This is a genomic window from Bacillus sp. FSL K6-0138, assembly GCF_037982765.1.
GTDB lineage: Bacteria > Bacillota > Bacilli > Bacillales > Bacillaceae > Bacillus > Bacillus glycinifermentans.
Genome location: NZ_CP150286.1, coordinates 673,725 through 694,447, shown reverse-complemented (window position 1 = coordinate 694,447; position 20,723 = coordinate 673,725). Strand labels below are relative to the sequence as shown.

Genomic DNA, 20,723 nt, shown 5'->3' with positions numbered 1-20,723 from the left:
TTGTTCATTTCACAAGCTCCTTTCTAATGGGATGCTATTGATCTCTTGTTTAACAAGTTTTTTAGCATACTCGGCAATTACTTGTTCGGTCTTTGGCTTATATCTAAATTGATCTAAACAATGTAGTAAGTCTCCATATGTCTGACAAAATGATTTGAGTTGTTTAATGAGGTCTTTTGCTGTATTCTCCAAAGCTTCTTCATATTCAACTGATTTGATTTTTACTTTTTGCATTTCCAATCTATAAGGCTTCATTTTCTTTTCTCTCCTTTACGTTTTTAATCGCTTTCTGCACAGCTAGTCCGTTAAGAACATGCGTAAATTCAATTGCGTTCTTCTTTTCGCCGGTTAATTCGTTAAAAATCATCAGTAAAGCTGTGTTGGCCGCCGTGAAAAACTCGGTCAAATCCACGTCCGTTAACTCTTCTATAAAGTGCTCTGATTCTTCATTAAAGACTTCAAAAATTGCTCCTGAAAGTGCAACAGAATACATTTGATGCTTATCCATTGATTTTCTCTCTCCTTCTACGCTGATTGACTTCCATTAAAAATCGGTCTCCATCCTTCAATGAAGCTCATCGCTTCTTCAAAGTCTTTTTGCAGAATGTTCGGATAGGCATTTACTCTGTACGCATCTTTTAGGTTTTTCCATAATGCTGCATAAACTCTTCTGGTCGTTTCATAGAAAGTTTTGTCGACCTTATTTTCATTCCAGAGCTTATGCACACGTTTGTTGACTGCGTTTCTCATGGCTTGTTGCTGAGAGTAATCAAGTGTTAACTTTTTATCGAGATCATGTCGAAGTTGCTTTATGTCTTCTTTCATTTCGCCAACATCTTCGTTGAGCTGGATGGTTAGTTTCATATTGGCAATGATGCTTTCTTTTGCGTTCATCGCTTTTGGTTGCTGCTGTTTCTGGATGTATTCCTTCATCCGCTTAAATTCTTGAATGAATTTAATTTTGGTTTGAACAGCTTCTTTTGTGTTGTAACCGAACACGACCAACGTAAATGCTTCTTCGGTAAGGTCGTATTTGGGATAAGTGCGACCTCTTTCGTTGGTGTAAGTTGACTCCCCAAAATTGGGGGCTGAAAATTCTTCACCAGCTAACACCATTTGATTTTCAATATCCCTTAAAACATGGTCATGTCGTTTACCAAACATTTCAGCAATTGTTAAACTGTCTGTGACAGCTGTATTTTCTTTAATGAAGACTAATTGATTTTCCATTGATGAAACCTCCAATTTCACTTGTTGAAAATGTCAGCAAAGTGTTTTTCTAAGAAGTCAGCCATCTTCGTGGCTTGAAAACTCCATGTTTGCCCTTTGGATTTTGGATAAAAAACAAACCCGCCTTTCTCAGTATCAAGCACCCTGCGGAAACGACTTGGATATAAGATATTCTCTTTTATCCATTCGCTCTTTTTTGCTGTCTTCTCTTCCAAGTCTTTCATGCTCCAGTAAACGCCCTTTAGTTCATTTGCTTTTAATTCTTCCAGTTCTACTTTATGGACAAGAACCATATTTTCCGGAACGGGAATGCTCAAGCTAACATTGAGTTGTTGCAAAGTGTCACCTCCTAAATAACTTTTAGTTCCTTTTCAGGAACGCCAGGTTCAAAAAAATAGGCGATAGGAACGCCAAGATAAAAGTGCATTTTTTTTGCATCTTCTAATGAAAAGTCACCACCAAAACCATTTAACTTTTTGCTAATAGTATTCGGCTTCACTTCTAATAAATTAGCCACATCTTTATGCTTTATTTTATTTTCTACAAAGAAGGCTTTAATTTTATTATACGGTTGCCTCTTTCTTGTTTTCATTTCCTTCACCCCCGTTCGTTCCTTAACAGGAACAACTCAAATATAAAACACTTTAATTCCTGTGTCAACAAAAAAAGTTCCTTTCCAGGAATTATTTTGAGCGTTTTGTTGCTTTTAAGGAACATATATTATAAAATATTCCCGTAAAAGGAATAAAGGATAGGAGAAGATGAAAACATGAACACTTTTGGTGAAAGGTTGAAAAAGTTGAGAGAAGATAAAGATTTAAGCATAGGTGATCTTATATCAGAATTAAATAAAAGGTATGATACTAAAGTTAGCAAAAGTATGATTTCTAGATACGAAAATGGACAAACAGATCCTAAAATGGAGGTTGTACGAATAATCGCAGATTACTTTAAGGTCTCTCTTGATTATTTAATCGGCCTTAAAGATGAGCCTCTCACAATTGCTGCTCACCATGATGGCGAAGACTGGACAGAAGAAGAACTTCAGACAATAGAAACATTTAAAGCCTATGTAAGATCAATTAGAAAAAAGGAGAAGTGATTAATGTACGAGGCTCTTCTAAATCAATGCACTAAAGAAAACATTTTAGTACAGGAAAGAGATATAGAAATAAAAGGGGGGATTAAGGGCCTCTATGCAGAAAATGTGATATGGATTAACAAAAGGATAAAAAGTATAGCTGAAAAAAGCTGTATCTTGGCTGAAGAACTAGGACACCACTATACCTCCTTCGGAGATATATTGGATCAAAAAGACATGTGGAAAAGAAAGCAAGAGGTGAAGGCTCGAGAATGGGCTTATGAACGGCTTGTTCCCTTAAATAAAATAGTACAAGCACAAAAACAAGGAATAACAAACCGTTTTGAACTCGCTGAATATCTTGGGGTTACAGAGGATTTTCTTCAAAATGCTCTTGATCGTTATAAAGAGAAGTATGGAATTTACACCTTCGTTAATGGACACCGCTTATTTTTTGACCCCCTTCGTGTTGGATAAGAGGAGAGAGGAATTAATGGCAAGTTTCCAAAAGAGAGGAAAGACATGGCAATATTGTGTGAGTGCAAAACCGAAACCAATCCGTAAAGGCGGATTTAAAACAAAAAAAGAAGCGATGATAGCAGCCGCTGAGGTTGAGGCAAAATTAAGCAAAAATGTTCCCGTTGTTGTAAAAGAGATTCCATTTGATGAATACTTTGAAAAATGGGTAAATCTTTACAAACAAAAGGTGAGTGATTCCACGCTATCACATTATGGCTATACCCTACAAGAAATCAGGGAATTTTTCGGGAGTAAGCCAATACAGAAAATACAGCGTCATGATTATCAAGAATTTTTAAATAATTATGGATCAACAAAATCAAAAGTATCTGTTGAAAAGTTACATTCACACATTAAAGCCTGTGTTGAGGATGCTGTAGAAGAAGGTATTATAAAAATTAACTTTACCCGAAAAGCTGTAAAGACATGGACTGTACAAGCAAAAAGAGATGAAGAAAAATATTTGAATTATTTAGATTCAAAAAAACTAACCCGTGAACTATATAAAAGGTTAGACCGTGGACTAGGCTACTACCTTTTGTTGTTAGGACTAACCTCAGGGCTTCGCTTCGGTGAGTTGGTCGGTCTCACAAGAAAAGATTTTAATTTTTTTAACAACACAATTACCGTCAATAAGACTTGGGGCTATGCGAAAAGACATCCCGAAGGATTCGGACCAACTAAGAATGAACAATCAAAAAGAGTAATAAAAATTAATAAGGGTACTATGACGGTTTTTCGCCGTTTGTTCGAAAAAATGCCAAGCAATATTCATGGACTTGTTTTTTACAGTCCCTCATCAAAATATAAAATCATCAGCAATACAAATGTAAATAATCTACTTAAAAAAGTATTAACTGATTTAAAAATCGACCCCATTATTACTGTACATGGATTAAGACACACACATGCAAGTGTACTACTTTATCGAAAGGTGTCTATTCACTATATTAGTGAACGTTTAGGACATGCTGATATAGAAACAACATCAAAAGTATATGCTCACTTAATTAAAGAGCTGAGGGAACAAGATGAAAGTGAAACAGTTAATATCTTTGAGGAAATGGCAGGTGAGGGAGTTGAAAATACTGAGGAAATCGAGGGAGTGCTTGTGTAAAAAATGTGAAAAACTATTTCAAATCATACCTTTTTCTATCCAGTTCTTAAAAAATCCAAAATACCAACAAACGTTGGTGTATCAACATTTATGATCGTTTTGAAAAGTCTTATCGACTCTAAAAAACACCAAAGGATACCGAAGCATAGTATCAAACCTTTCTTTAAAGCTAGTAAAATATATGATTGAATCATGAAATAGGCTGAATGGGCTCGCAAAACATTTGTATATTGTAACATATTTTTTCGATCGTGGAAGTGGATTGCTCATGACCTGGCGGGATAAAATAAAACCGGTCAGAACCGGCCAGTTTATCTATCATTGAAATGACATGGAGGAAGGAGTTATCTAAACTTGAATGCAGTAAATACGATAGGTTGCTTCACGATTGTTGAAAATGGCGAAGGAAAAATACTTCTCGTAAAAAGAAAAGATTACCCTGTCTGGGATTTGCCGGGAGGCAGAATGGAAAAGCATGAACAGCCGGAGACATGTGCCATAAGGGAAATGGAAGAAGAAACAGGCTGCCGCGTTTCTATTACGTGCAAAATAGGAGAGTACGATCAACCCCAATATCGAGACGTGCAGTATATCTATTCAGGAAAATTACAGGGCGGGGAACCCATTAACCAGGGGCCTGAAACAGCAAAAATCGGATGGTTTCGCAAAGACAGATTGCCTTTGTTAATGGTTCCCCATAGAAGAAAACAAATAAATAATTTTATAAAACATCATAACAAACTAGTAAAAGGAACTTTAAAAACGCCGTTTTTGATCAGGTTCATCACGAAATTCAAGAAATAAAAAGCTTCTTCTTATGTATAAAGCATTATTTCATCGCCTCAACGATAAGCGCCGTCAAAGCCTCCGCTCCTTTCGGCACGAGGTGTACGCCGTCTGAGGCAAAATATTCGGGATGCTCGAGAGCTTCGCTGTGCCAGTCAAGGAGTGTCACATTTCGGCGGTTATGCGCCTGCTCGCGCAGCGATTCGTTCACTTTTTTCTCCCATTGCCGCGGCACACGCGTGTTCACAAGATAAATGCGGGCTTTTGAGAAAGCGTCAAGCAGCGCATCCATTTGGCCGTCCGTAAAATAGCCGTTTGTCCCCAGCTCGATAATGACGGCTTTGTCCGGCTGATTAAACGATGCATATTGCGGCGTCAATTGAAGCGCTTCTGATACCTGCCTTCCGACCTTTCCGTCTATCGTAACATGAGAAAATGTGCGGCGGAGGTTTGGGGCAATGTCAAGCATAACGGAGTCGCCGATGGCCAGCACTTCCTTCTCTCTAATGCCTGCCATCGTTTTCTGATGCAAATTCCCCTTCTTTTCTTCCTTGGATTTTGTTTGTTTCCCCGGTTCTTCTTTTGCAGCTGCCGCCTGTTTTCCCTCTTTGTCAAAGGATGCGCTTGCCTGCTGATGGGACTGGGCAGGCGTCGACTGCTGCTGTTTCGGTGCGCCGGCTATTCCGGACAGCCCGCCCGCAAAAATGATGAGGGCGGCAAAAAGCAATCCCGTCGTCATTCTGCTGATGGTGGACGACGTTTTCCATTCCACAATCCTGTTCAAAAAAACGCGGCGGACAAATGGCGTAAAGCCGTCCTTCCGTATCGGCTGCTCAAGGAAACGATAGGAAAGCTCGGCGAGAATCAGCGTTGCAGCGACCTTAACGGCGGCATGCCAATAAACCGGATTTCCAATTTCCTGAACGGGCGTGCTCAGCACGATGACAGGATAATGCCAAAGATAAATGCCGTATGATCTCGTTCCAACCCACCTGAGCGGTTTCCATGAAAGCAAATGCCCCAAAAAGCTGCTCGGATGGCTGACGCATGCGATCAGTACCGCAGCGATGATGCTGATCAGGAGCATGCCGCCATGATAAAGGAACGGAGCGTATTCATCAACGAAATGGATGCAGAGAATCAATATGACAAAAGCGGCCAGCTCTGTTCCGTGCATCGCATGCTTCAAACGGCTCGGCAGCCTGTTTGAAGAGAGCCTTTTCATCGGCCATACAAGTGCTAACGCGCAGCCGAGCAGCAGCTCAAAAGAGCGTGTATCCGTTCCGTAGTAGACGCGGCTCGGATCTCCGCCGGGGACATACAGCACGCTCATCAAAACGGCCGAGAACAGCACGAGTACGAGAATCGCCGACGCCAGCCTCGTTCGTTTTTTGCATATGTACATTCCGGCAAGCAAAATGATCGGCCAGATGATATAAAATTGTTCTTCTATCGCCAAAGACCAAAGGTTTTTTAACGGCGACGGAGAGCCGAAGCTGTCGAAATAAGATAGATCATGAAAAATAAACCACCAATTGCTGACATACAATAAAGAGAAGACCGCATCTCCCCGCACTGTATGCAGCATGTCAGGTTTGAACAATACGACCCAGATGACGGTCGCGACAATCATGAACGAGGCCGCCGGTACGATCCGCCGCATCCTCCGGATCCAAAAGCTGCGGAAATTCAATGTCATGTCATTTCCATACGCCGGCAATACGATCGATGTGATTAAATAGCCGGACAATACGAAAAAGATATCGACCCCGATGAAGCCTCCGTCGGCCCAATCAAAGTCAAGGTGGTAAGCGATGACCGCGAGAACGGCAAAAGCGCGAAGTCCGTCTAATCCCGGTATGTAGCGATGATGATGTGCCTTATCTAACATGGTATTCCTCCAATAATGCGTGCTCCCCTTCTTCGGTTGATTTCGATAATAGTACAGACGGAAGGGCAAAAATCCGTGACAAAAGAAGTGCCTGCTAACGGATGTATCGGGTTCCGACAAGCAGATTTGAAATCGCGCCGGTCGGAATTTCAAACTCCGCAATCCCCATATAACCGGGCGCAACTTCATATTCATCGAACGAAATCATCAGTTTATGGTCTTCGGTGATATAAAAGTTTTGGTCGGCATGAATCTGTTGAAATGGTTCTATCTCCTCATCCCCGACCCAATATATTTTATCAGGATTTTCCTTCATTTGCTCCTTCATTTGCTTTTTTATATTTTTGCTGATGACGCCGATATAGCGTTTATCCTTAAATAAGCTCTTCAGCGTAAGCAGAACGCCGTTTTTCTTGTCGATGGTCACATAGCGCCGCTCAGTGTAAGCGGATGCCTGCGTTTTTTCGGTTTCGCGGCGGATTGAGATCAATTCCGGCGTATCCGTTACAGTCTTAAAATCGCTGTAAATGCTGATGTGCCCTTTTTTGTGCTTCGATGTTGTCTCCATAAATTCCCGATACAGCTGTTGGCTTTCTTTCACATATTTTTTGTTGATGTTCTCCTCCAGCTCACGGTTGGAAAGCCCTGACAAAGCCGGGGTTTTCACATCAATGCTCGATTCGTCTTTTTCCTGTTTGATCTCGGTGATTGTGATCGCTTTGACGACCTTGCCGATGACGGGGATTCGCGACATCGCTTTCGCCGCCTCGGGGTTGATATTGACGGCCGCAAAAACGAAAACAGCCGCAGCTGCAGCGATCGATACGGGCCACATTACGATCCTTCTTTTCCTTTTCGGATGATGCTGTAGGGCTTTTTCGACAATCGCATCCAGCTCTTTTGGAATGGGCACCTGTTTATACTCTTTTCTTAATTGTTCCAGTTTTTTATCCATTACGAAAGCTCCTCCTTCGTCAACTGAATGCGCATGAGCTTCAGCCCTCTGTAGAGCCGTGTTTTGACGGTATTGATGTTGTCCCCCGTGATGTCCGCGATCTCTTCGATTTTCATGTCTTCAAAAAACCGCAGAATGATGATCGTTTTATATTGGTACGGCAATTCTTCAAGCGCTTCGCGAAGGTCTGTATCCTGATAGGTATCTTCCTTTCCCCGGCTTAAAAACTCCAGTGTCCGGTCATCCATTACTTTGAGTTTTTTCTGCTTCCGCAAAACATCGATCGCGGTACGGACCAAAATTTTGTAAAACCAGCTTTTGATCGTATCGGGATTTCGCACAGAACCGACGGAAGCGAGCGCTTTTTGGATCGATTCCTGAACGATGTCTAACGCGTCTTCTTGATTTTTTACATAACTGTAGGCCAACCGGTAAAAATCTTCTTTTCCGCCGGTTATGAACGCTACAAGCGACGCTTTGGCTGTCTGTTTCTCCATGGCAATACAGAGCTCCTTTTTCCATTAAGCTTTTCCAGTATGTATAGACGCTGAAGCGTGAAAAATAGTTTGCGCTTAGCCCAACTTTTTTGTGTATGATGATGAAAGCCGCTCTAACCAGGAGGTGACGACTATGGCTGAGATCAGAATGCCGGTTACTCAAGCGACTCATGCAAAGCCTGTGATTGGAAAGGCGATACTTTGCATGGGGCGTACTTTTTCATCAATCGCCTGAAAGTTGGCTTTTCTGATGATAGGCTTTGCACCTTATTTTGCGATAAAAAAATAAGGAGCTCATCAATATGGCTTATCTCAATGCAACGGCTGTTTTGCCGGAAAAGCTGATATCAGAAATTCAAAAGTATGTGCAAGGAGAAACGATCTACATTCCAAAACCTGAATCCGCCCGCGAGCAATGGGGGACGCGTTCAGGGGCGAGAAAGCTGATCGATGACCGGAACGCTTTGATGAAACGTGCATTTAAAAAAGGCAGAACGATTGATCAATTGGCCGACGACCATCACCTTTCCGCCGAAACGGTGAAAAAGATTGTGTACTCTAAATAAAATCAAGCACTGATCGCCTCGCGGTCAGTGTTTTTTTCATATGGCGAGTTTGTTTCTCAGCCGTTTTCTGCATTTATATCTCCCCGTGCACGCTGTAATGTAAAGACAGCGATGTATAGAGAGGAGCGTTTTTTAATGACTGTAGCCAAAAATGGCATATTGAAGGTGCCCGGTGCAAGCCTGTATTACGAGATGCGCGGGTCGGGTCCCATATTGCTGATGATTCACGGCGGAAACGGTGATGCTGATTCGTATCCTATGAAAGACCTGCTGTCAGACCGCTACACCGTCGTTACCTACGACCGCCGCGGGCATTCCCGGAGCATACTCGATGATCAACATGAACATTATCAGATCGAAACCCACAGCGATGACGCCCACCGGCTGCTGGCAAGTCTGTCCGATGAACCCGCCTTTGTGTTCGGGTGCAGTTCCGGGGCGGTTATCGGCCTTGACCTGGCGATCCGTCACCCTCAGCAAATCCGGATTCTCGCTGCACACGAACCTCCGATCCCGGAGCTCTTGTCAGGCGGCGACCGCACCTTGGGGATAAGGAGCCTTGAGAAGCTTGAGCGCCATTATCGAACAAACGGTTTACCGGCTTTAGCCGAGTTCGCAGAAGCGATGGGCATCGCGTCATCTGCTCAGCCGCAGCAAAACGAAGCCCGGATGGAGCAGATGATGGCTAACATCGATTACTTTATCTTATCCGAGGTGCCGGCTCTGAGGGAATACAGACCTGATATAAGCAAGCTGAGTTCCCAGGCGATCGTGGTACCTGCAGGAGACATTGATTCAAAAGGATTTCTTCCGTACCGCTATGCCGAAGCACTGGCTGATCGCTTAGAGACAGAAGTCGTTGATTTTCCCGGGAACCACGTCGGCTGCTCATTATACCCCGGCGAATTTGCAGAGAAGCTGCATGAAGTCTTTAGAAAACATGATAAAAACAGATCCATTTAGCTGTCTCATACCAAGGATTCAACAACCTTGGTATTTTTTCATGCAGGAAGGCGAGCATGATATTTGCAAAAAGAAAAAAAGGCCTGTATATTAATTGACATATCAATCATTGATACATCAATTAATTGGCGAACAAGAAAGAAGGGATCGGTTTTGCCGTCATATTGTTCACAGGAAGGCGAGATTTTATATCAGCTGCAATGCTTAAACAAAGGGATTGGCATGAAGTTCGAAGCTTGCACCGGCATCAGCCAATCCCGTCTGGAATTGCTCGCTTTGCTCTATCATGTAGACGAAATCAGTCAAAGCGACCTTCAAAAAAAGGTGAATATCGACAGCGCGGCCGTTACACGACACGTCAAACAGCTTGAAGCCAATGGAATGGTGTCAAGAAGACGGAAGCCTGAGGACAACCGTATCACGCTCGTCCGTTTAACCGAGCAGGGACGGGAACGAATCGAGTCTTCCAAGAGAGAAAAAGAGCGTTTTATGAAGGAAATGCTCGCCGGCGTCAGCGCTGAAGAACGCCGTGTGCTTATTGACATACTGGCGAGGTTGCAAACAAACATAAACAATATACAAGCATAGAGGAGTGTTTTTTACATGGGAACCGAATTAAAAACAAACGATTTTATGAAGATTATGAAAGGCCGCCGTTCGATTCGCAACTACGATCCGACGGTCAAAATCAGCAAGGAAGAGATGACTGACATTTTGGAGGAAGCAACGACAGCACCGTCCTCGGTCAACGCGCAGCCATGGCGCTTTCTGATTATCGACAGCCCTGAAGGCAAAGAAAAGCTCGCGCCTCTTGCAAAATTCAATCAAACGCAAGTCAACACTTCGTCTGCCGTCATAGCTGTATTTGCCGATATGAACAATGCCGATTATTTGGAAGACATTTATTCAAAAGCCGTAGAGCTCGGCTACATGCCGCAGGAAGTAAAAGACAGGCAAATGAAAGCCTTGACGGCACATTTTGAACAGCTTCCGGCACAGGTAAACCGGGAGACCATCCTGATTGACGCCGGCCTCGTCTCCATGCAGCTTATGCTGACTGCCCGCGCCCACGGGTATGACACAAACCCGATCGGCGGCTATGACAAAGAAAAAATTGCTGAAACCTTCGGGTTAGATAAAGAGCGCTATGTTCCGGTTATGCTTTTGTCGATCGGAAAAGCTGCCGACGAAGGATATGCTTCATACCGTCTCCCGGTCGAAACAATCGCACAGTGGACATAATTGCAAAAAAACCCCAAGACTCTGATATGCTCCCCTAAAGGTAGACAGATGAAATAAAAAAATCTGTTTGCCTTGGGGGAGTTTTTTCATGGCTGGAAAATGGTTTTCAAAAGAAGAAAAATTGAATATTCTATCAGAATGTGATCAGGGCAATAATTCGGTGAAGGAGATCGCAGAAAAATATGGCATTCATGCCGAAACGATTCGTGAATGGAGAACATCGCATGATATGGCGGGTGTGGAGAGTTTGGAACGTTCAAAGCGCCATAAGTTCTATCCCGCAGAATTAAAATACAATGCCGTGAAAGACTTCTTATCCGGACGCTACTCTCAAAGAGAAATCTCGAGAAAATATAAGATTTCCAGTAAATCCGTACTCATGAAGTGGGTTGAGCTTTATAATGGTCATAAAACGTTAAAAGACAGCGGGAGAGGAAGGAATCGTTTGATGACCAAACGGAAGAACGTTTCATTGGAAGAACGGATTGAGATTGCGAAGGATTGTCTAGCTCATGGAAAGGACTACGCCAGATCAATGGAGATTCATCAAGTCTCCTACCAACAGGTGTATCAATGGGTGAAAAAGTATCAAGAAGGCGGAGAAGAGGCCTTAAAAGACAACCGAGGGAAACGCAAAACCGAAGAAGAATTGACACCTGAAGAAAAAATTCAACGGGAAAACAAACGGCTGGAACAGGAAAATGAGCGTTTGCGCGCAGAGAATGCGTTCTTAAAAAAGTTGGAAGAGATCAAAAGGAGGCGGTTCTAAGTCAGGTTCGGTACGAAGATCGATATCTCGCCATTTTAGAGCTGAATCGAAAAGAAGGCTTTTCTGTCCAAATGTTATGTGAGATTGCCGAAGTTTCGCGCCAGGGGTATTACAAATGGAGGAGCCGAGTACCTTCAGCGAGAGAAAAACAGAATGAAAAGATTATCGCCAAAATGGCGCTACTTCACGAACAAATTGGCGGTATCTACGGATACCGCAGAATGACCTTAAACATGAACCGCCGCTTTAAAGAGCGCCTCAATCATAAGCGCATCTATCGGCTGATGAAAATTGCCAAGCTGGAGTGTGTCATTCGGCGGAAGAAAAAACGTTACGGCAAAGCGACGCCTCAACATGTGTCCGAAAATATCCTGAATCGAGAGTTTAAAGCGGACAAACCAAATCAAAAATGGGTGACTGATGTGACAGAGCTAAAATACGGCCATCGGAAAGCGTACCTCAGTGCCATTTTAGATCTTCATGAGGGAATGGTCGTGTCTTATGTGCTGGGGAAATCCAATAATAACGCCCTTGTGTTTAAAACCTTGAACCAAGCGCTTGAGGCAGCCCCAAACGCACGTCCTCTCCTTCACAGCGACAGAGGTTTTCAATACACGTCCCACCAGTTTAGAAGGATGATTGAAAACGCAAATATGACACAGAGTATGTCCCGCGTCGGCCGCTGTATTGATAACGGCCCCATTGAGTCGTTTTGGGGGAAATTAAAATGCGAGAAATACAGACGGAATTCGTACGAGACATTTGAGGCACTTCAAAGCGCAATTGATGAATATATCCACTTTTACAACCACGATCGTCTACAAGAAAAACTAAACGGCCTCAGCCCAGTGGAATACAGGGCTAAAGCCGTCTAGTGTGTTTTAGTTATTTCCACTGTCTACTTGACAGGGTGCAGATCAATTTTTCGCTGACCAGAAATTCGATCACATTTGCGATGTCTTCCGGTTCGCCGATGCGGCCGAGCGCAATCGACTGTTTCAGTCCTTCGATTTGCTTCTCTGTTTTTCCTTTGGTAAACAGCTCTGTGTTGACCGGACCAGGGGCAACCGCATTGATCGTAATCTGCTTTGCGGCGAATTCCTTCGCAAGCTGGCGGGTGAACTGTTCAACAGCCCCTTTTGTTCCTGCGTATACGCTGTATGCCGGAAACATCTGTCCAGCGACAGAGGTGGAAAAGTTGATGATTCTGCCCTTTTCCTCCATGTATGTCATCGCCTGCCGGCAGGCAAAAAACGTGCCTTTTACGTTCAGATTGAACTGCCGGTCAAAGTCCTCTTCCGTGATATCCTGGATCGGTTTGAAAATGCTCACTCCCGCATTGTTAATCAGGATATCCACTTTGCCGAATGCCTCAATCGCCGTTTTGAATAATGACTCCACACCGGCGACCGTGCTGAGGTCAGCCTGAACGGCAACAGCCTCACCGCCCTTTTGCTGAATGCTATCCACAACATCTTTTGCCTTTTGCGGACTGCTTGCATAATTGACGGCGACTTTAGCTCCCAGCCCGCCGAGCTGTTCGGCAATGGCGCGCCCGATTCCCCGGGAAGCGCCGGTTACAATCGCTGTTTTTCCTTTTAGATTTTCCATATATTCATCCCCGCCTAACTGTTTGATTTCAAAAACCCGTTTTCCAAAAGACGCCACACGATTTCAAATTCCTGTTTAATCGTATCTCTTTTCCATTCACTCGCATGACCGGGGTGATGGAACCGTTCTGTTGCGTAAAAAATGCCTTTTGCCGCTTCTGTATGATCGCTTGACTTGACATCACAGCCGGTGATCAGCTTGCGTAATTGCATCACGATCTGTTCAATGCTTTTGTCGACAAGCTCAGAAGATTCATTTGTCACTTTGGCGTACATCGCAAACAATTCTTCATCCTCGGCGGCATAGTGCATTTTAAGCTCAAACAGTTTTTTCATATAAGCTTTTACATGCCCGGCTCCCCCGAGGGAAGGATCGTGAAACAGATCGGTAAGCGGCTTATGGATCTTTTCATTGAGCCATTTTTCGGTAGCTGTTTCGAAAATCTCTTTTTTGCTTTTGAAATGGCGGTAAATCGTGCCGTGGCTGACATTCAACGCTTTGGCCACATCTGTTATCGATGTTTTTGCAACGCCAAACCGCCTGACCGCTTCTTCCGTAGCCGAAAGTATTTGCTCTTTTGTTAACACCTCAGAATTCTTCATCATTGTGCCGCTTCGATACACCTCCTTTGAAATATCATAACAGATCAAATATCAAATGACAAAATTTATTTTTTGTCATTTGTTTTTCTTCTATAAAAAAACGACTATCTCAATAGTCGTTCTCAAAATGAGCCGTTAAGATGTAGCATTCGTGAGCTGCAAAATCTGTTCATAGGCTTTCATTGTAAGGACAGGATCGGGGTCTACGCCTTTTTTCTTTGGTACATCAAAGTCTGACAGTACAAAATGATGCTTCGGCTGAACATCATGTTTAGCCAAACAGCTCTTGCAGCAGCACAGTGGGCAGCCATCAATGGCAATGATATCCCGCCCTGATGTCGCCGTTTTGACAAGGGGTTTCACATCACCGCCGACACCGGCAATGCATGACATTTCGGCAACGTTTTCCCGATCCATTTTGATGGCAATCGTGTTGGCCGTTTGTGCGGCTGAAGAACATCCCGAGCATGAATAAACAAGAGGCAAATCGGTTCTTTTCATCGGTTAACTCCTCCCCCGGCAAAAACTATCATTCACTTTACACGAATGGCATCTCATAAACTGTGAGCTATATCACGTTTCCTAGTTTATATAAATCTGAGACACTTTTAGTAAATCTGCAGGTTGTCCCAGCTGTGATTCGTTATTAGAATGAAAATGAAAATGAAAAGGCTATCATGCCTCTTTAATCTGCTAAAAAAGGAGAAAATTGATGAAAATACAACGAATCGTTGATCTGTCAGTGTCCTTAAAAGGCAATATTCCGTCTGATCCCCCGGGCTTTATACCTGAGATTGAGTATGCAAACCATAAACAAGGGGCGCAGCAGATGATCCAAAGCTTTCCCGGACTTTCCCTGCAAGACCTTCCCGGACAGGAAGGCTGGGCAGTGGAACATGTGAAGATGTCGACCCACGCAGGGACTCATATCGATGCGCCTTATCATTACCGCTCCGTAACGGACGACGGCAAACAAATGCCTACCATAGATGAAATTCCTCTTGATTGGTTTCATGGCCCCGGCGTTAAACTGGATTTTAGACATTTTGAAGACGGGCATGTCGTCACTGCAGAAGAAATCGAACGAGAGCTTAACCGGATCAACCATAAGTTAGCGCCCGGCGATATTGTATTTGTCAATACATCAGCCGGTGCAACATACGGGGAAAAGGATTACTTAGGCAGCGGATGCGGAATGGGGCGCGAAGCAACGCTCTATTTAACAGAACGCGGCGTCCGGCTTGTCGGGACTGACGCCTGGAGCTGGGATGCGCCGTTTAGCATAACTGCCAAACGGTACGAAAACGAAAAAGATCCTTCGATTATATGGGAAGGGCATTATGCCGGAAGCAAGATTCCGTACTGCCAAATCGAAAAGCTTGCCAACCTTGACCAGCTGCCTTCCGCCGGTTTTTATGTGATGGCTTTTCCGGTTAAAGTTGAAAAAGGCTCAGCGGGCTGGGCGCGTCCTGTTGCGATTTTTAACTCTGAGGAATAATGTAAAAAGGACGTTTGACAGATCTTCATTTCGAGGAAATGGAGGCGGCGTTTTTTGATTTAGCCTAAACGATACAAAGCGTTCTTTCACCAAAAAGAAAATTTTAACAAGCCCTTAACGATCAAAAATCCCGACGGCGTCACCCCATTTGGGTGAGCCACGTAACGTGTCATCACGGCAATGCCAGGTGCCTAGAAGCCCTTGGCATTGCTTTGATGAGACCGGATTGCCGGGGCCTTCCTGCATATAATCCGAATGATGCATTCAGCTATCAGGACATTGAGTGCAATCGAACCGTACACCCCAACCGTATAGCTGGTTTCATATGTCAAGCCTAATCCTCTGTTGAATCCAAAGGTAATCATATGAATAAACAAATTCGTAAAACAGAATAAATAGCTGCGGATCATCCAGTTCCGGTGCTTATCAAACTGCTTTCGCCTTGCTTGAAGGATCGAGATAAACACAGCCAGCGGCCAATACATATTCACCGTGTTAAAAGCGATGCTGACGATCCTCCCTCCGGTAGAGTCCGGCGCCATATAGCCTGACGACAGCGTCACGACAAACACGCACACGGCATAGATGTATCCATTAAAGCGGTGGAACCTGCGGCGTTTCGCTCTTCCGAAGAAATTAACCGCTCCAGACAGCATCGCCAAACAAGCCGCAACTACGTGGACATACATGACCTTCAGCCAAACCGGAAGATGAAACGAATCGCGCGGCTCTGTTTTATGGCTTAGAAACGACGTTGCCCCTGGATCCGCAATCAAATTCTCAAACAAGGTGTACAGAATATATATCGCGATCAGTGCCAGCATGGCTGAAAATATTGTTACCCTTTTTTTATTCAGCTTGTGTACCTCCTTATGCTGTTGGAACCCTTTTTTTAGGATACACCAATTGCGGCACGATGCAAACACGGATGAGGCCGAAAGATGAGAGATCAATGCAGGCGGTTTGATATGACAGGGGAGCTGATCGATGAAACGGCGGAAAGCATGTATGTTTGGTCTCCCCAATTTAATGTGATATCAAGATCTAAGCGACAAAATCTTTCCCATTAAAAAAAGTCCGAGCACTGCTTTTGGTTTGAGCATCTTCAAGTAGATTTTTTTCTGCAAATGATGTTCGTGCTGTAATGAAAGCTGTGCAGCGCTTTGAACATCGGGATGGTTTACGATGTTAGAAATCAATTGCCATTTTTCCCGCACCGATTTTTTACAGTCCGGTTTAAATTCATTTTGAATGCATCCATTTACGGCAATAAAGCATTTTCTCCTTGCTAAGTCTACGGCCACCTTTTCATTATAAAGTCCCCAGCGTTTCGAATATTTTTCCAGTGTATTGTGATTGATATATGAATCGAATAATTCAGGGTTATATCTCCTCATTAAACTCGTATTATTAGATTTTCTGTAGTGGTAGTACGGTTGATCAATATAAAAAGCCGAAGTGCAATACGTAAAAGCTTCCATATTAAACAGCCAATCTTCGCCGAGAGACTTTCCCTCGGGAAACGTGATGCCGTTCTCTTCTAACAAAGACTTCCTGAATAATTTACAGACTTGTCCGTATGCGCCGTTGTATAAAAAATCGGTTAAAATGACGTCTTTAATCGTTTCTTTCGTCAGCGGCCGGTTTGGTGGGGCAGAATAATGCTGGATACGCTTCCCGCCCGCTCCATCGTTCCCACATCAAGGAAGTGAATACGATATCGGCGTTATTGTCAATTGCCGCATTGTACATTTCCTTATAAGCATCTGGCTCAACCCAGTCATCTGAATCAAGGAAAGCGACAAACTCGCCTTTAGCCATTTTTAGCGCACAGTTTCTGGCCGTGCTTGGGCCTGCATTGTCCTGAAAAACCGGAACGATTCTGTCATCTCTTGCTGCGTATTGTTTGATGATCTCTCTGCTCGAGTCGCGCGAGCCGTCATCAACCACAATCGCTTCAAAATGCGGCAAAGTTTGCGCTAAAACACTGTCTAAACACGCGGATACATATTTTTCGGCATTGTAGACGGGAATGATAATACTGACGGATGGTTCCATTTGCTCACCCCCTTTGGAATGATTTTTCAAGAAAATTATACCAATCATTAGTATAATTTCAATAAAAAGATCGTTTTCACATAAGAAGGAAGATGAGAACATTTTCATACCCTGTCCCGCTCTCTTCGGACAAAAAAACGCCATTAATTCCTACAAATTTTAGTGTTATAATAGAAGATAAAACTTGCGGGAGTTTATATTGGAGGAACAAATCATTGACAGACGATATAACAAATGACAATGAACAAAAATTGTCGAGAGGTTTAAAAAACAGACACATACAGTTGATGGCGATCGGCGGCGCCATCGGGACGGGATTGTTTCTCGGTTCGGGAAAGTCGATCCATTTTGCCGGGCCGTCGATTTTATTCGCCTACTTGATTACTGGAATCATTTGCTTTTTTATTATGCGCTCACTGGGTGAACTGCTCCTCAGCAATCTGGGGTATCACTCGTTTGTAGATTTTGTGAGAGACTATTTAGGCGATACGGCGGCCTTTATTACCGGATGGACCTACTGGTTTTGCTGGATTTCGCTCGCAATGGCCGATCTGACGGCGGTCGGGCTCTATACCCAGTACTGGTTTCCCGAGGCGCCTCAGTGGCTGCCGGGTTTCATCGCCCTTGTGATTTTGCTGATTATGAATTTGGCAACCGTTAAACTGTTTGGAGAATTGGAATTTTGGTTCGCATTAATCAAAGTCATCGCGATCCTTGCGCTGATCGCCATCGGCCTCTTTATGATCATCACAGGCTTTTCCACGCATTCAGGCACAGCCAGCTTCGCGAATCTTTGGAGCCGGGGCGGCATGTTCCCTAACGGCTTGCACGGTTTTCTTCTCTCGTTCCAAATGGTTGTTTTTGCGTTTGTCGGCATTGAACTCGTCGGACTTACTGCAGGCGAAACAAAAGATCCGGAAAACGTAATTCCGAAAGCGATCAACAATATTCCCGTCAGGATCCTGCTTTTCTACATCGGGTCTTTGCTTGTGATCATGTGCATCTACCCGTGGAATGTAATCGATCCTGACAAAAGCCCGTTCGTGCAGGTATTCGCTGCGGTCGGGATCGTAGCAGCTGCTACGATTATCAACTTTGTCGTGCTCACATCGGCAGCATCGGCAAGCAACAGCGCCATATTCAGCACGAGCCGGATGGTATACTCGCTGGCAAAAGAACATAATGCACCTGGATCAATGACAAAGCTTACCTCCCGTAAAGTCCCCAGCAATGCATTATTCTTTTCCGCCGTCGTGATTCTTATCGGCGTGACGATGAACTATATCATGCCGGAAGAAGTATTTACGCTCATTACAAGCATTTCGACGATATGCTTCATCTTTATTTGGGGAATCACCGTCATCTGCCATTTAAAATACCGAAAAACAAGGCCCGACTTGGCGAAAGCAAACAAATTCAAGATGCCGCTTTATCCGTTTTCCAACTACCTTGTTCTTGCTTTTCTGACGTTCATTCTCGTCGTGCTCGCACTTGCGGAAGATACCCGTGTTGCTCTGTTTGTCACGCCGGTTTGGTTTATTTTACTGGTTGTGATTTATAAGTTGAAGAAGCCGAAGGAACAATAGGAAGAACGCATTTTTTAAGCCTGCAGAAAACCGCTGCAGGCTTTTTTTACGCGATGGCTTTATACAAGAAAAAATCCTGCATGATTGATATGCTCCCCTAAAGGTAGACAGATGAAATAAAAAAATCTGTTTGCCTTGGGGGAGTTTTTTCATGGCTGGAAAATGGTTTTCAAAAGAAGAAAAATTGAATATTCTATCAGAATGTGATCAGGGCAATAATTCGGTGAAGGAGATCGCAGAAAAATATGGCATTCATGCCGAAACGATTCGTGAATGGAGAACATCGCATGATATGGCGGGTGTGGAGAGTTTGGAACGTTCAAAGCGCCATAAGTTCTATCCCGCAGAATTAAAATACAATGCCGTGAAAGACTTCTTATCCGGACGCTACTCTCAAAGAGAAATCTCGAGAAAATATAAGATTTCCAGTAAATCCGTACTCATGAAGTGGGTTGAGCTTTATAATGGTCATAAAACGTTAAAAGACAGCGGGAGAGGAAGGAATCGTTTGATGACCAAACGGAAGAACGTTTCATTGGAAGAACGGATTGAGATTGCGAAGGATTGTCTAGCTCATGGAAAGGACTACGCCAGATCAATGGAGATTCATCAAGTCTCCTACCAACAGGTGTATCAATGGGTGAAAAAGTATCAAGAAGGCGGAGAAGAGGCCTTAAAAGACAACCGAGGGAAACGCAAAACCGAAGAAGAATTGACACCTGAAGAAAAAATTCAACGGGAAAACAAACGGCTGGAACAGGAAAATGAGCGTTTGCGCGCAGAGAATGCGTTCTTAAAAAAGTTGGAAGAGATCAAAAGGAGGCGGTTCTAAGTCAGGTTCGGTACGAAGATCGATATCTCGCCATTTTAGAGCTGAATCGAAAAGAAGGCTTTTCTGTCCAAATGTTATGTGAGATTGCCGAAGTTTCGCGCCAGGGGTATTACAAATGGAGGAGCCGAGTACCTTCAGCGAGAGAAAAACAGAATGAAAAGATTATCGCCAAAATGGCGCTACTTCACGAACAAATTGGCGGTATCTACGGATACCGCAGAATGACCTTAAACATGAACCGCCGCTTTAAAGAGCGCCTCAATCATAAGCGCATCTATCGGCTGATGAAAATTGCCAAGCTGGAGTGTGTCATTCGGCGGAAGAAAAAACGTTACGGCAAAGCGACGCCTCAACATGTGTCCGAAAATATCCTGAATCGAGAGTTTAAAGCGGACAAACCAAATCAAAAATGGGTGACTGATGTGACAGAGCTAAAATACGGCCATCGGAAAGCGTACCTCAGTGCCATTTTAGATCTTCATGAGGGAATGGTCGTGTCTTATGTGCTGGGGAAATCCAATAATAACGCCCTTGTGTTTAAAACCTTGAACCAAGCGCTTGAGGCAGCCCCAAACGCACGTCCTCTCCTTCACAGCGACAGAGGTTTTCAATACACGTCCCACCAGTTTAGAAGGATGATTGAAAACGCAAATATGACACAGAGTATGTCCCGCGTCGGCCGCTGTATTGATAACGGCCCCATTGAGTCGTTTTGGGGGAAATTAAAATGCGAGAAATACAGACGGAATTCGTACGAGACATTTGAGGCACTTCAAAGCGCAATTGATGAATATATCCACTTTTACAACCACGATCGTCTACAAGAAAAACTAAACGGCCTCAGCCCAGTGGAATACAGGGCTAAAGCCGTCTAGTGTGTTTTAGTTATTTCCACTGTCTACTTGACAGGGTGCAGATCA

Annotated in this window: 25 protein-coding genes and 1 pseudogene; 12 read left to right on the top strand and 14 right to left on the bottom strand. The window is 43.8% G+C overall.

Features of this window, described 5'->3' with window-relative positions; genetic code table 11:
* Positions 1-9: 9 nt before the first annotated feature.
* From MHB78_RS03725 to MHB78_RS03705, 5 genes are read right to left on the bottom strand one after another with little or no spacing between them, the layout of a single operon-like run.
* Positions 10-255, bottom strand: coding sequence for a hypothetical protein (locus MHB78_RS03725; RefSeq protein WP_301207873.1), 246 nt, complete (start codon positions 253-255; stop codon positions 10-12).
* Positions 242-508 carry a hypothetical protein gene (locus MHB78_RS03720; protein ID WP_145653541.1) on the bottom strand — a complete coding sequence of 89 codons (267 nt, stop codon included), beginning with the start codon at positions 506-508 and terminating at the stop codon, positions 242-244. Before MHB78_RS03720 ends, MHB78_RS03725 begins: the two co-directional genes overlap by 14 nt.
* A 17-nt stretch (positions 509-525) precedes the next feature.
* Positions 526-1,230: a Rha family transcriptional regulator gene (locus MHB78_RS03715; protein ID WP_301207872.1), complete on the bottom strand. Its 705-nt coding sequence runs from the start codon at positions 1,228-1,230 to the stop codon at positions 526-528.
* Positions 1,231-1,247: 17 nt separating this feature from the next.
* Entirely contained in the window at positions 1,248-1,568 is a 321-nt protein-coding gene (locus MHB78_RS03710) for a DUF771 domain-containing protein (protein WP_017473907.1), read from the bottom strand.
* Between the two features lie 11 nt (positions 1,569-1,579).
* Positions 1,580-1,822, bottom strand: a complete 243-nt coding sequence (locus MHB78_RS03705) for a helix-turn-helix transcriptional regulator (RefSeq protein WP_017473906.1) — start codon at positions 1,820-1,822, stop codon at positions 1,580-1,582.
* Between the two features lie 177 nt (positions 1,823-1,999).
* On the opposite strand from MHB78_RS03705, the gene MHB78_RS03700 reads away from it, so the two are divergent.
* From MHB78_RS03700 to MHB78_RS03685, 4 genes are all read left to right on the top strand, one after another.
* Complete coding sequence (locus MHB78_RS03700) at positions 2,000-2,332, top strand: helix-turn-helix transcriptional regulator (RefSeq protein WP_301207871.1); 333 nt, start codon at positions 2,000-2,002, stop codon at positions 2,330-2,332.
* A 3-nt stretch (positions 2,333-2,335) separates the two neighbouring features.
* A complete protein-coding gene (locus MHB78_RS03695) occupies positions 2,336-2,788 on the top strand; it encodes an ImmA/IrrE family metallo-endopeptidase (protein ID WP_301207870.1) in 453 nt (150 codons plus the stop codon).
* A 16-nt stretch (positions 2,789-2,804) separates the two neighbouring features.
* The gene (locus MHB78_RS03690) at positions 2,805-3,947 is read left to right on the top strand and encodes a tyrosine-type recombinase/integrase (protein WP_301207869.1); all 1,143 of its coding nucleotides are present in this window, start codon (positions 2,805-2,807) and stop codon (positions 3,945-3,947) included.
* Between the two features lie 354 nt (positions 3,948-4,301).
* A complete protein-coding gene (locus MHB78_RS03685) occupies positions 4,302-4,751 on the top strand; it encodes an NUDIX hydrolase (protein WP_046132325.1) in 450 nt (149 codons plus the stop codon).
* 25 nt (positions 4,752-4,776) lie between these two features.
* Here MHB78_RS03685 and MHB78_RS03680 read toward each other — a convergent pair whose 3' ends face one another.
* The 3 genes from MHB78_RS03680 to MHB78_RS03670 form a co-directional block, all read right to left on the bottom strand.
* Positions 4,777-6,624, bottom strand: a complete 1,848-nt coding sequence (locus MHB78_RS03680; RefSeq protein WP_046132324.1) for an acyltransferase family protein — start codon at positions 6,622-6,624, stop codon at positions 4,777-4,779.
* A gap of 94 nt (positions 6,625-6,718) precedes the next feature.
* Positions 6,719-7,579, bottom strand: a complete 861-nt coding sequence (locus MHB78_RS03675; RefSeq protein WP_046132323.1) for an RsiV family protein — start codon at positions 7,577-7,579, stop codon at positions 6,719-6,721.
* Complete coding sequence (locus MHB78_RS03670) at positions 7,579-8,076, bottom strand: RNA polymerase sigma factor (RefSeq protein WP_046132322.1); 498 nt, start codon at positions 8,074-8,076, stop codon at positions 7,579-7,581. The genes MHB78_RS03675 and MHB78_RS03670 overlap by 1 nt, the downstream gene beginning before the upstream one ends.
* Positions 8,077-8,378: 302 nt before the next feature.
* On the opposite strand from MHB78_RS03670, the gene MHB78_RS03665 reads away from it, so the two are divergent.
* The 5 genes and pseudogenes from MHB78_RS03665 (at position 8,379) to MHB78_RS03645 (ending at position 12,491) form a co-directional block, all read left to right on the top strand.
* On the top strand, positions 8,379-8,642 hold the full coding sequence (locus MHB78_RS03665; protein ID WP_046132321.1) for a CD3324 family protein: 264 nt from the start codon (positions 8,379-8,381) through the stop codon (positions 8,640-8,642).
* 135 nt (positions 8,643-8,777) lie between these two features.
* The gene (locus MHB78_RS03660) at positions 8,778-9,605 is read left to right on the top strand and encodes an alpha/beta hydrolase (protein ID WP_046132320.1); all 828 of its coding nucleotides are present in this window, start codon (positions 8,778-8,780) and stop codon (positions 9,603-9,605) included.
* A 94-nt stretch (positions 9,606-9,699) separates the two neighbouring features.
* Positions 9,700-10,193, top strand: a pseudogene (locus MHB78_RS03655) (MarR family transcriptional regulator).
* A 15-nt stretch (positions 10,194-10,208) separates the two neighbouring features.
* A complete protein-coding gene (locus MHB78_RS03650) occupies positions 10,209-10,847 on the top strand; it encodes a nitroreductase family protein (protein ID WP_046132319.1) in 639 nt (212 codons plus the stop codon).
* An 88-nt stretch (positions 10,848-10,935) separates the two neighbouring features.
* Positions 10,936-12,491 (top strand): IS3 family transposase gene (locus MHB78_RS03645; protein ID WP_231947364.1). Its coding sequence is split into 2 segments (ribosomal slippage): positions 10,936-11,593 and positions 11,593-12,491, totalling 1,557 coding nucleotides; the frame shifts between segments, so codons are not numbered across the junction.
* Positions 12,492-12,501: 10 nt separating this feature from the next.
* Here the strand turns inward: MHB78_RS03645 and MHB78_RS03640 are convergent.
* From MHB78_RS03640 to MHB78_RS03630, 3 genes are all read right to left on the bottom strand, one after another.
* On the bottom strand, positions 12,502-13,227 hold the full coding sequence (locus tag MHB78_RS03640) for a glucose 1-dehydrogenase (protein ID WP_046132384.1): 726 nt from the start codon (positions 13,225-13,227) through the stop codon (positions 12,502-12,504).
* A gap of 14 nt (positions 13,228-13,241) precedes the next feature.
* The gene (locus MHB78_RS03635; RefSeq protein WP_046132378.1) at positions 13,242-13,832 is read right to left on the bottom strand and encodes a TetR family transcriptional regulator; all 591 of its coding nucleotides are present in this window, start codon (positions 13,830-13,832) and stop codon (positions 13,242-13,244) included.
* A 132-nt stretch (positions 13,833-13,964) separates the two neighbouring features.
* On the bottom strand, positions 13,965-14,330 hold the full coding sequence (locus tag MHB78_RS03630) for a putative zinc-binding protein (protein WP_046132379.1): 366 nt from the start codon (positions 14,328-14,330) through the stop codon (positions 13,965-13,967).
* Between the two features lie 211 nt (positions 14,331-14,541).
* On the opposite strand from MHB78_RS03630, the gene MHB78_RS03625 reads away from it, so the two are divergent.
* Positions 14,542-15,327 (top strand): cyclase family protein, encoded by a 786-nt coding sequence (locus tag MHB78_RS03625; protein ID WP_046132380.1) that lies wholly within the window; start codon positions 14,542-14,544, stop codon positions 15,325-15,327.
* 191 nt (positions 15,328-15,518) lie between these two features.
* Here MHB78_RS03625 and MHB78_RS03620 read toward each other — a convergent pair whose 3' ends face one another.
* From MHB78_RS03620 to MHB78_RS03610, 3 genes are all read right to left on the bottom strand, one after another.
* Positions 15,519-16,151 (bottom strand): DUF2306 domain-containing protein, encoded by a 633-nt coding sequence (locus tag MHB78_RS03620; RefSeq protein ID WP_046132381.1) that lies wholly within the window; start codon positions 16,149-16,151, stop codon positions 15,519-15,521.
* Between the two features lie 213 nt (positions 16,152-16,364).
* Positions 16,365-16,808: a hypothetical protein gene (locus MHB78_RS03615; protein ID WP_152654494.1), complete on the bottom strand. Its 444-nt coding sequence runs from the start codon at positions 16,806-16,808 to the stop codon at positions 16,365-16,367.
* 136 nt (positions 16,809-16,944) lie between these two features.
* A complete protein-coding gene (locus MHB78_RS03610; protein ID WP_052948556.1) occupies positions 16,945-17,385 on the bottom strand; it encodes a glycosyltransferase family 2 protein in 441 nt (146 codons plus the stop codon).
* A gap of 215 nt (positions 17,386-17,600) precedes the next feature.
* On the opposite strand from MHB78_RS03610, the gene MHB78_RS03605 reads away from it, so the two are divergent.
* Both MHB78_RS03605 and MHB78_RS03600 read left to right on the top strand, forming a co-directional pair.
* A complete protein-coding gene (locus MHB78_RS03605) occupies positions 17,601-18,971 on the top strand; it encodes an amino acid permease (protein ID WP_046132383.1) in 1,371 nt (456 codons plus the stop codon).
* 151 nt (positions 18,972-19,122) lie between these two features.
* Positions 19,123-20,678, top strand: a protein-coding gene (locus MHB78_RS03600) for an IS3 family transposase (protein WP_231947364.1) whose coding sequence is annotated in 2 segments (ribosomal slippage) — positions 19,123-19,780 and positions 19,780-20,678 — 1,557 coding nt in all. Because the reading frame shifts where the segments join, the coding sequence is not laid out codon by codon here.
* The last annotated feature ends 45 nt before the right edge of the window (positions 20,679-20,723 follow it).

Coding starts and splice junctions, on each gene's coding strand:
- MHB78_RS03725 (WP_301207873.1), bottom strand. CDS start 255: ATGAAGCCTTATAGATTGGAAATGCAAAAAGTAAAAATCAAATCAGTT.
- MHB78_RS03720 (WP_145653541.1), bottom strand. CDS start 508: ATGGATAAGCATCAAATGTATTCTGTTGCACTTTCAGGAGCAATTTTT.
- MHB78_RS03715 (WP_301207872.1), bottom strand. CDS start 1,230: ATGGAAAATCAATTAGTCTTCATTAAAGAAAATACAGCTGTCACAGAC.
- MHB78_RS03705 (WP_017473906.1), bottom strand. CDS start 1,822: ATGAAAACAAGAAAGAGGCAACCGTATAATAAAATTAAAGCCTTCTTT.
- MHB78_RS03700 (WP_301207871.1), top strand. CDS start 2,000: ATGAACACTTTTGGTGAAAGGTTGAAAAAGTTGAGAGAAGATAAAGAT.
- MHB78_RS03695 (WP_301207870.1), top strand. CDS start 2,336: ATGTACGAGGCTCTTCTAAATCAATGCACTAAAGAAAACATTTTAGTA.
- MHB78_RS03690 (WP_301207869.1), top strand. CDS start 2,805: ATGGCAAGTTTCCAAAAGAGAGGAAAGACATGGCAATATTGTGTGAGT.
- MHB78_RS03680 (WP_046132324.1), bottom strand. CDS start 6,624: ATGTTAGATAAGGCACATCATCATCGCTACATACCGGGATTAGACGGA.
- MHB78_RS03675 (WP_046132323.1), bottom strand. CDS start 7,579: ATGGATAAAAAACTGGAACAATTAAGAAAAGAGTATAAACAGGTGCCC.
- MHB78_RS03670 (WP_046132322.1), bottom strand. CDS start 8,076: ATGGAGAAACAGACAGCCAAAGCGTCGCTTGTAGCGTTCATAACCGGC.
- MHB78_RS03665 (WP_046132321.1), top strand. CDS start 8,379: ATGGCTTATCTCAATGCAACGGCTGTTTTGCCGGAAAAGCTGATATCA.
- MHB78_RS03660 (WP_046132320.1), top strand. CDS start 8,778: ATGACTGTAGCCAAAAATGGCATATTGAAGGTGCCCGGTGCAAGCCTG.
- MHB78_RS03650 (WP_046132319.1), top strand. CDS start 10,209: ATGGGAACCGAATTAAAAACAAACGATTTTATGAAGATTATGAAAGGC.
- MHB78_RS03640 (WP_046132384.1), bottom strand. CDS start 13,227: ATGGAAAATCTAAAAGGAAAAACAGCGATTGTAACCGGCGCTTCCCGG.
- MHB78_RS03635 (WP_046132378.1), bottom strand. CDS start 13,832: ATGATGAAGAATTCTGAGGTGTTAACAAAAGAGCAAATACTTTCGGCT.
- MHB78_RS03630 (WP_046132379.1), bottom strand. CDS start 14,330: ATGAAAAGAACCGATTTGCCTCTTGTTTATTCATGCTCGGGATGTTCT.
- MHB78_RS03625 (WP_046132380.1), top strand. CDS start 14,542: ATGAAAATACAACGAATCGTTGATCTGTCAGTGTCCTTAAAAGGCAAT.
- MHB78_RS03620 (WP_046132381.1), bottom strand. CDS start 16,151: ATGCTGGCACTGATCGCGATATATATTCTGTACACCTTGTTTGAGAAT.
- MHB78_RS03615 (WP_152654494.1), bottom strand. CDS start 16,808: ATGGAAGCTTTTACGTATTGCACTTCGGCTTTTTATATTGATCAACCG.
- MHB78_RS03610 (WP_052948556.1), bottom strand. CDS start 17,385: ATGGAACCATCCGTCAGTATTATCATTCCCGTCTACAATGCCGAAAAA.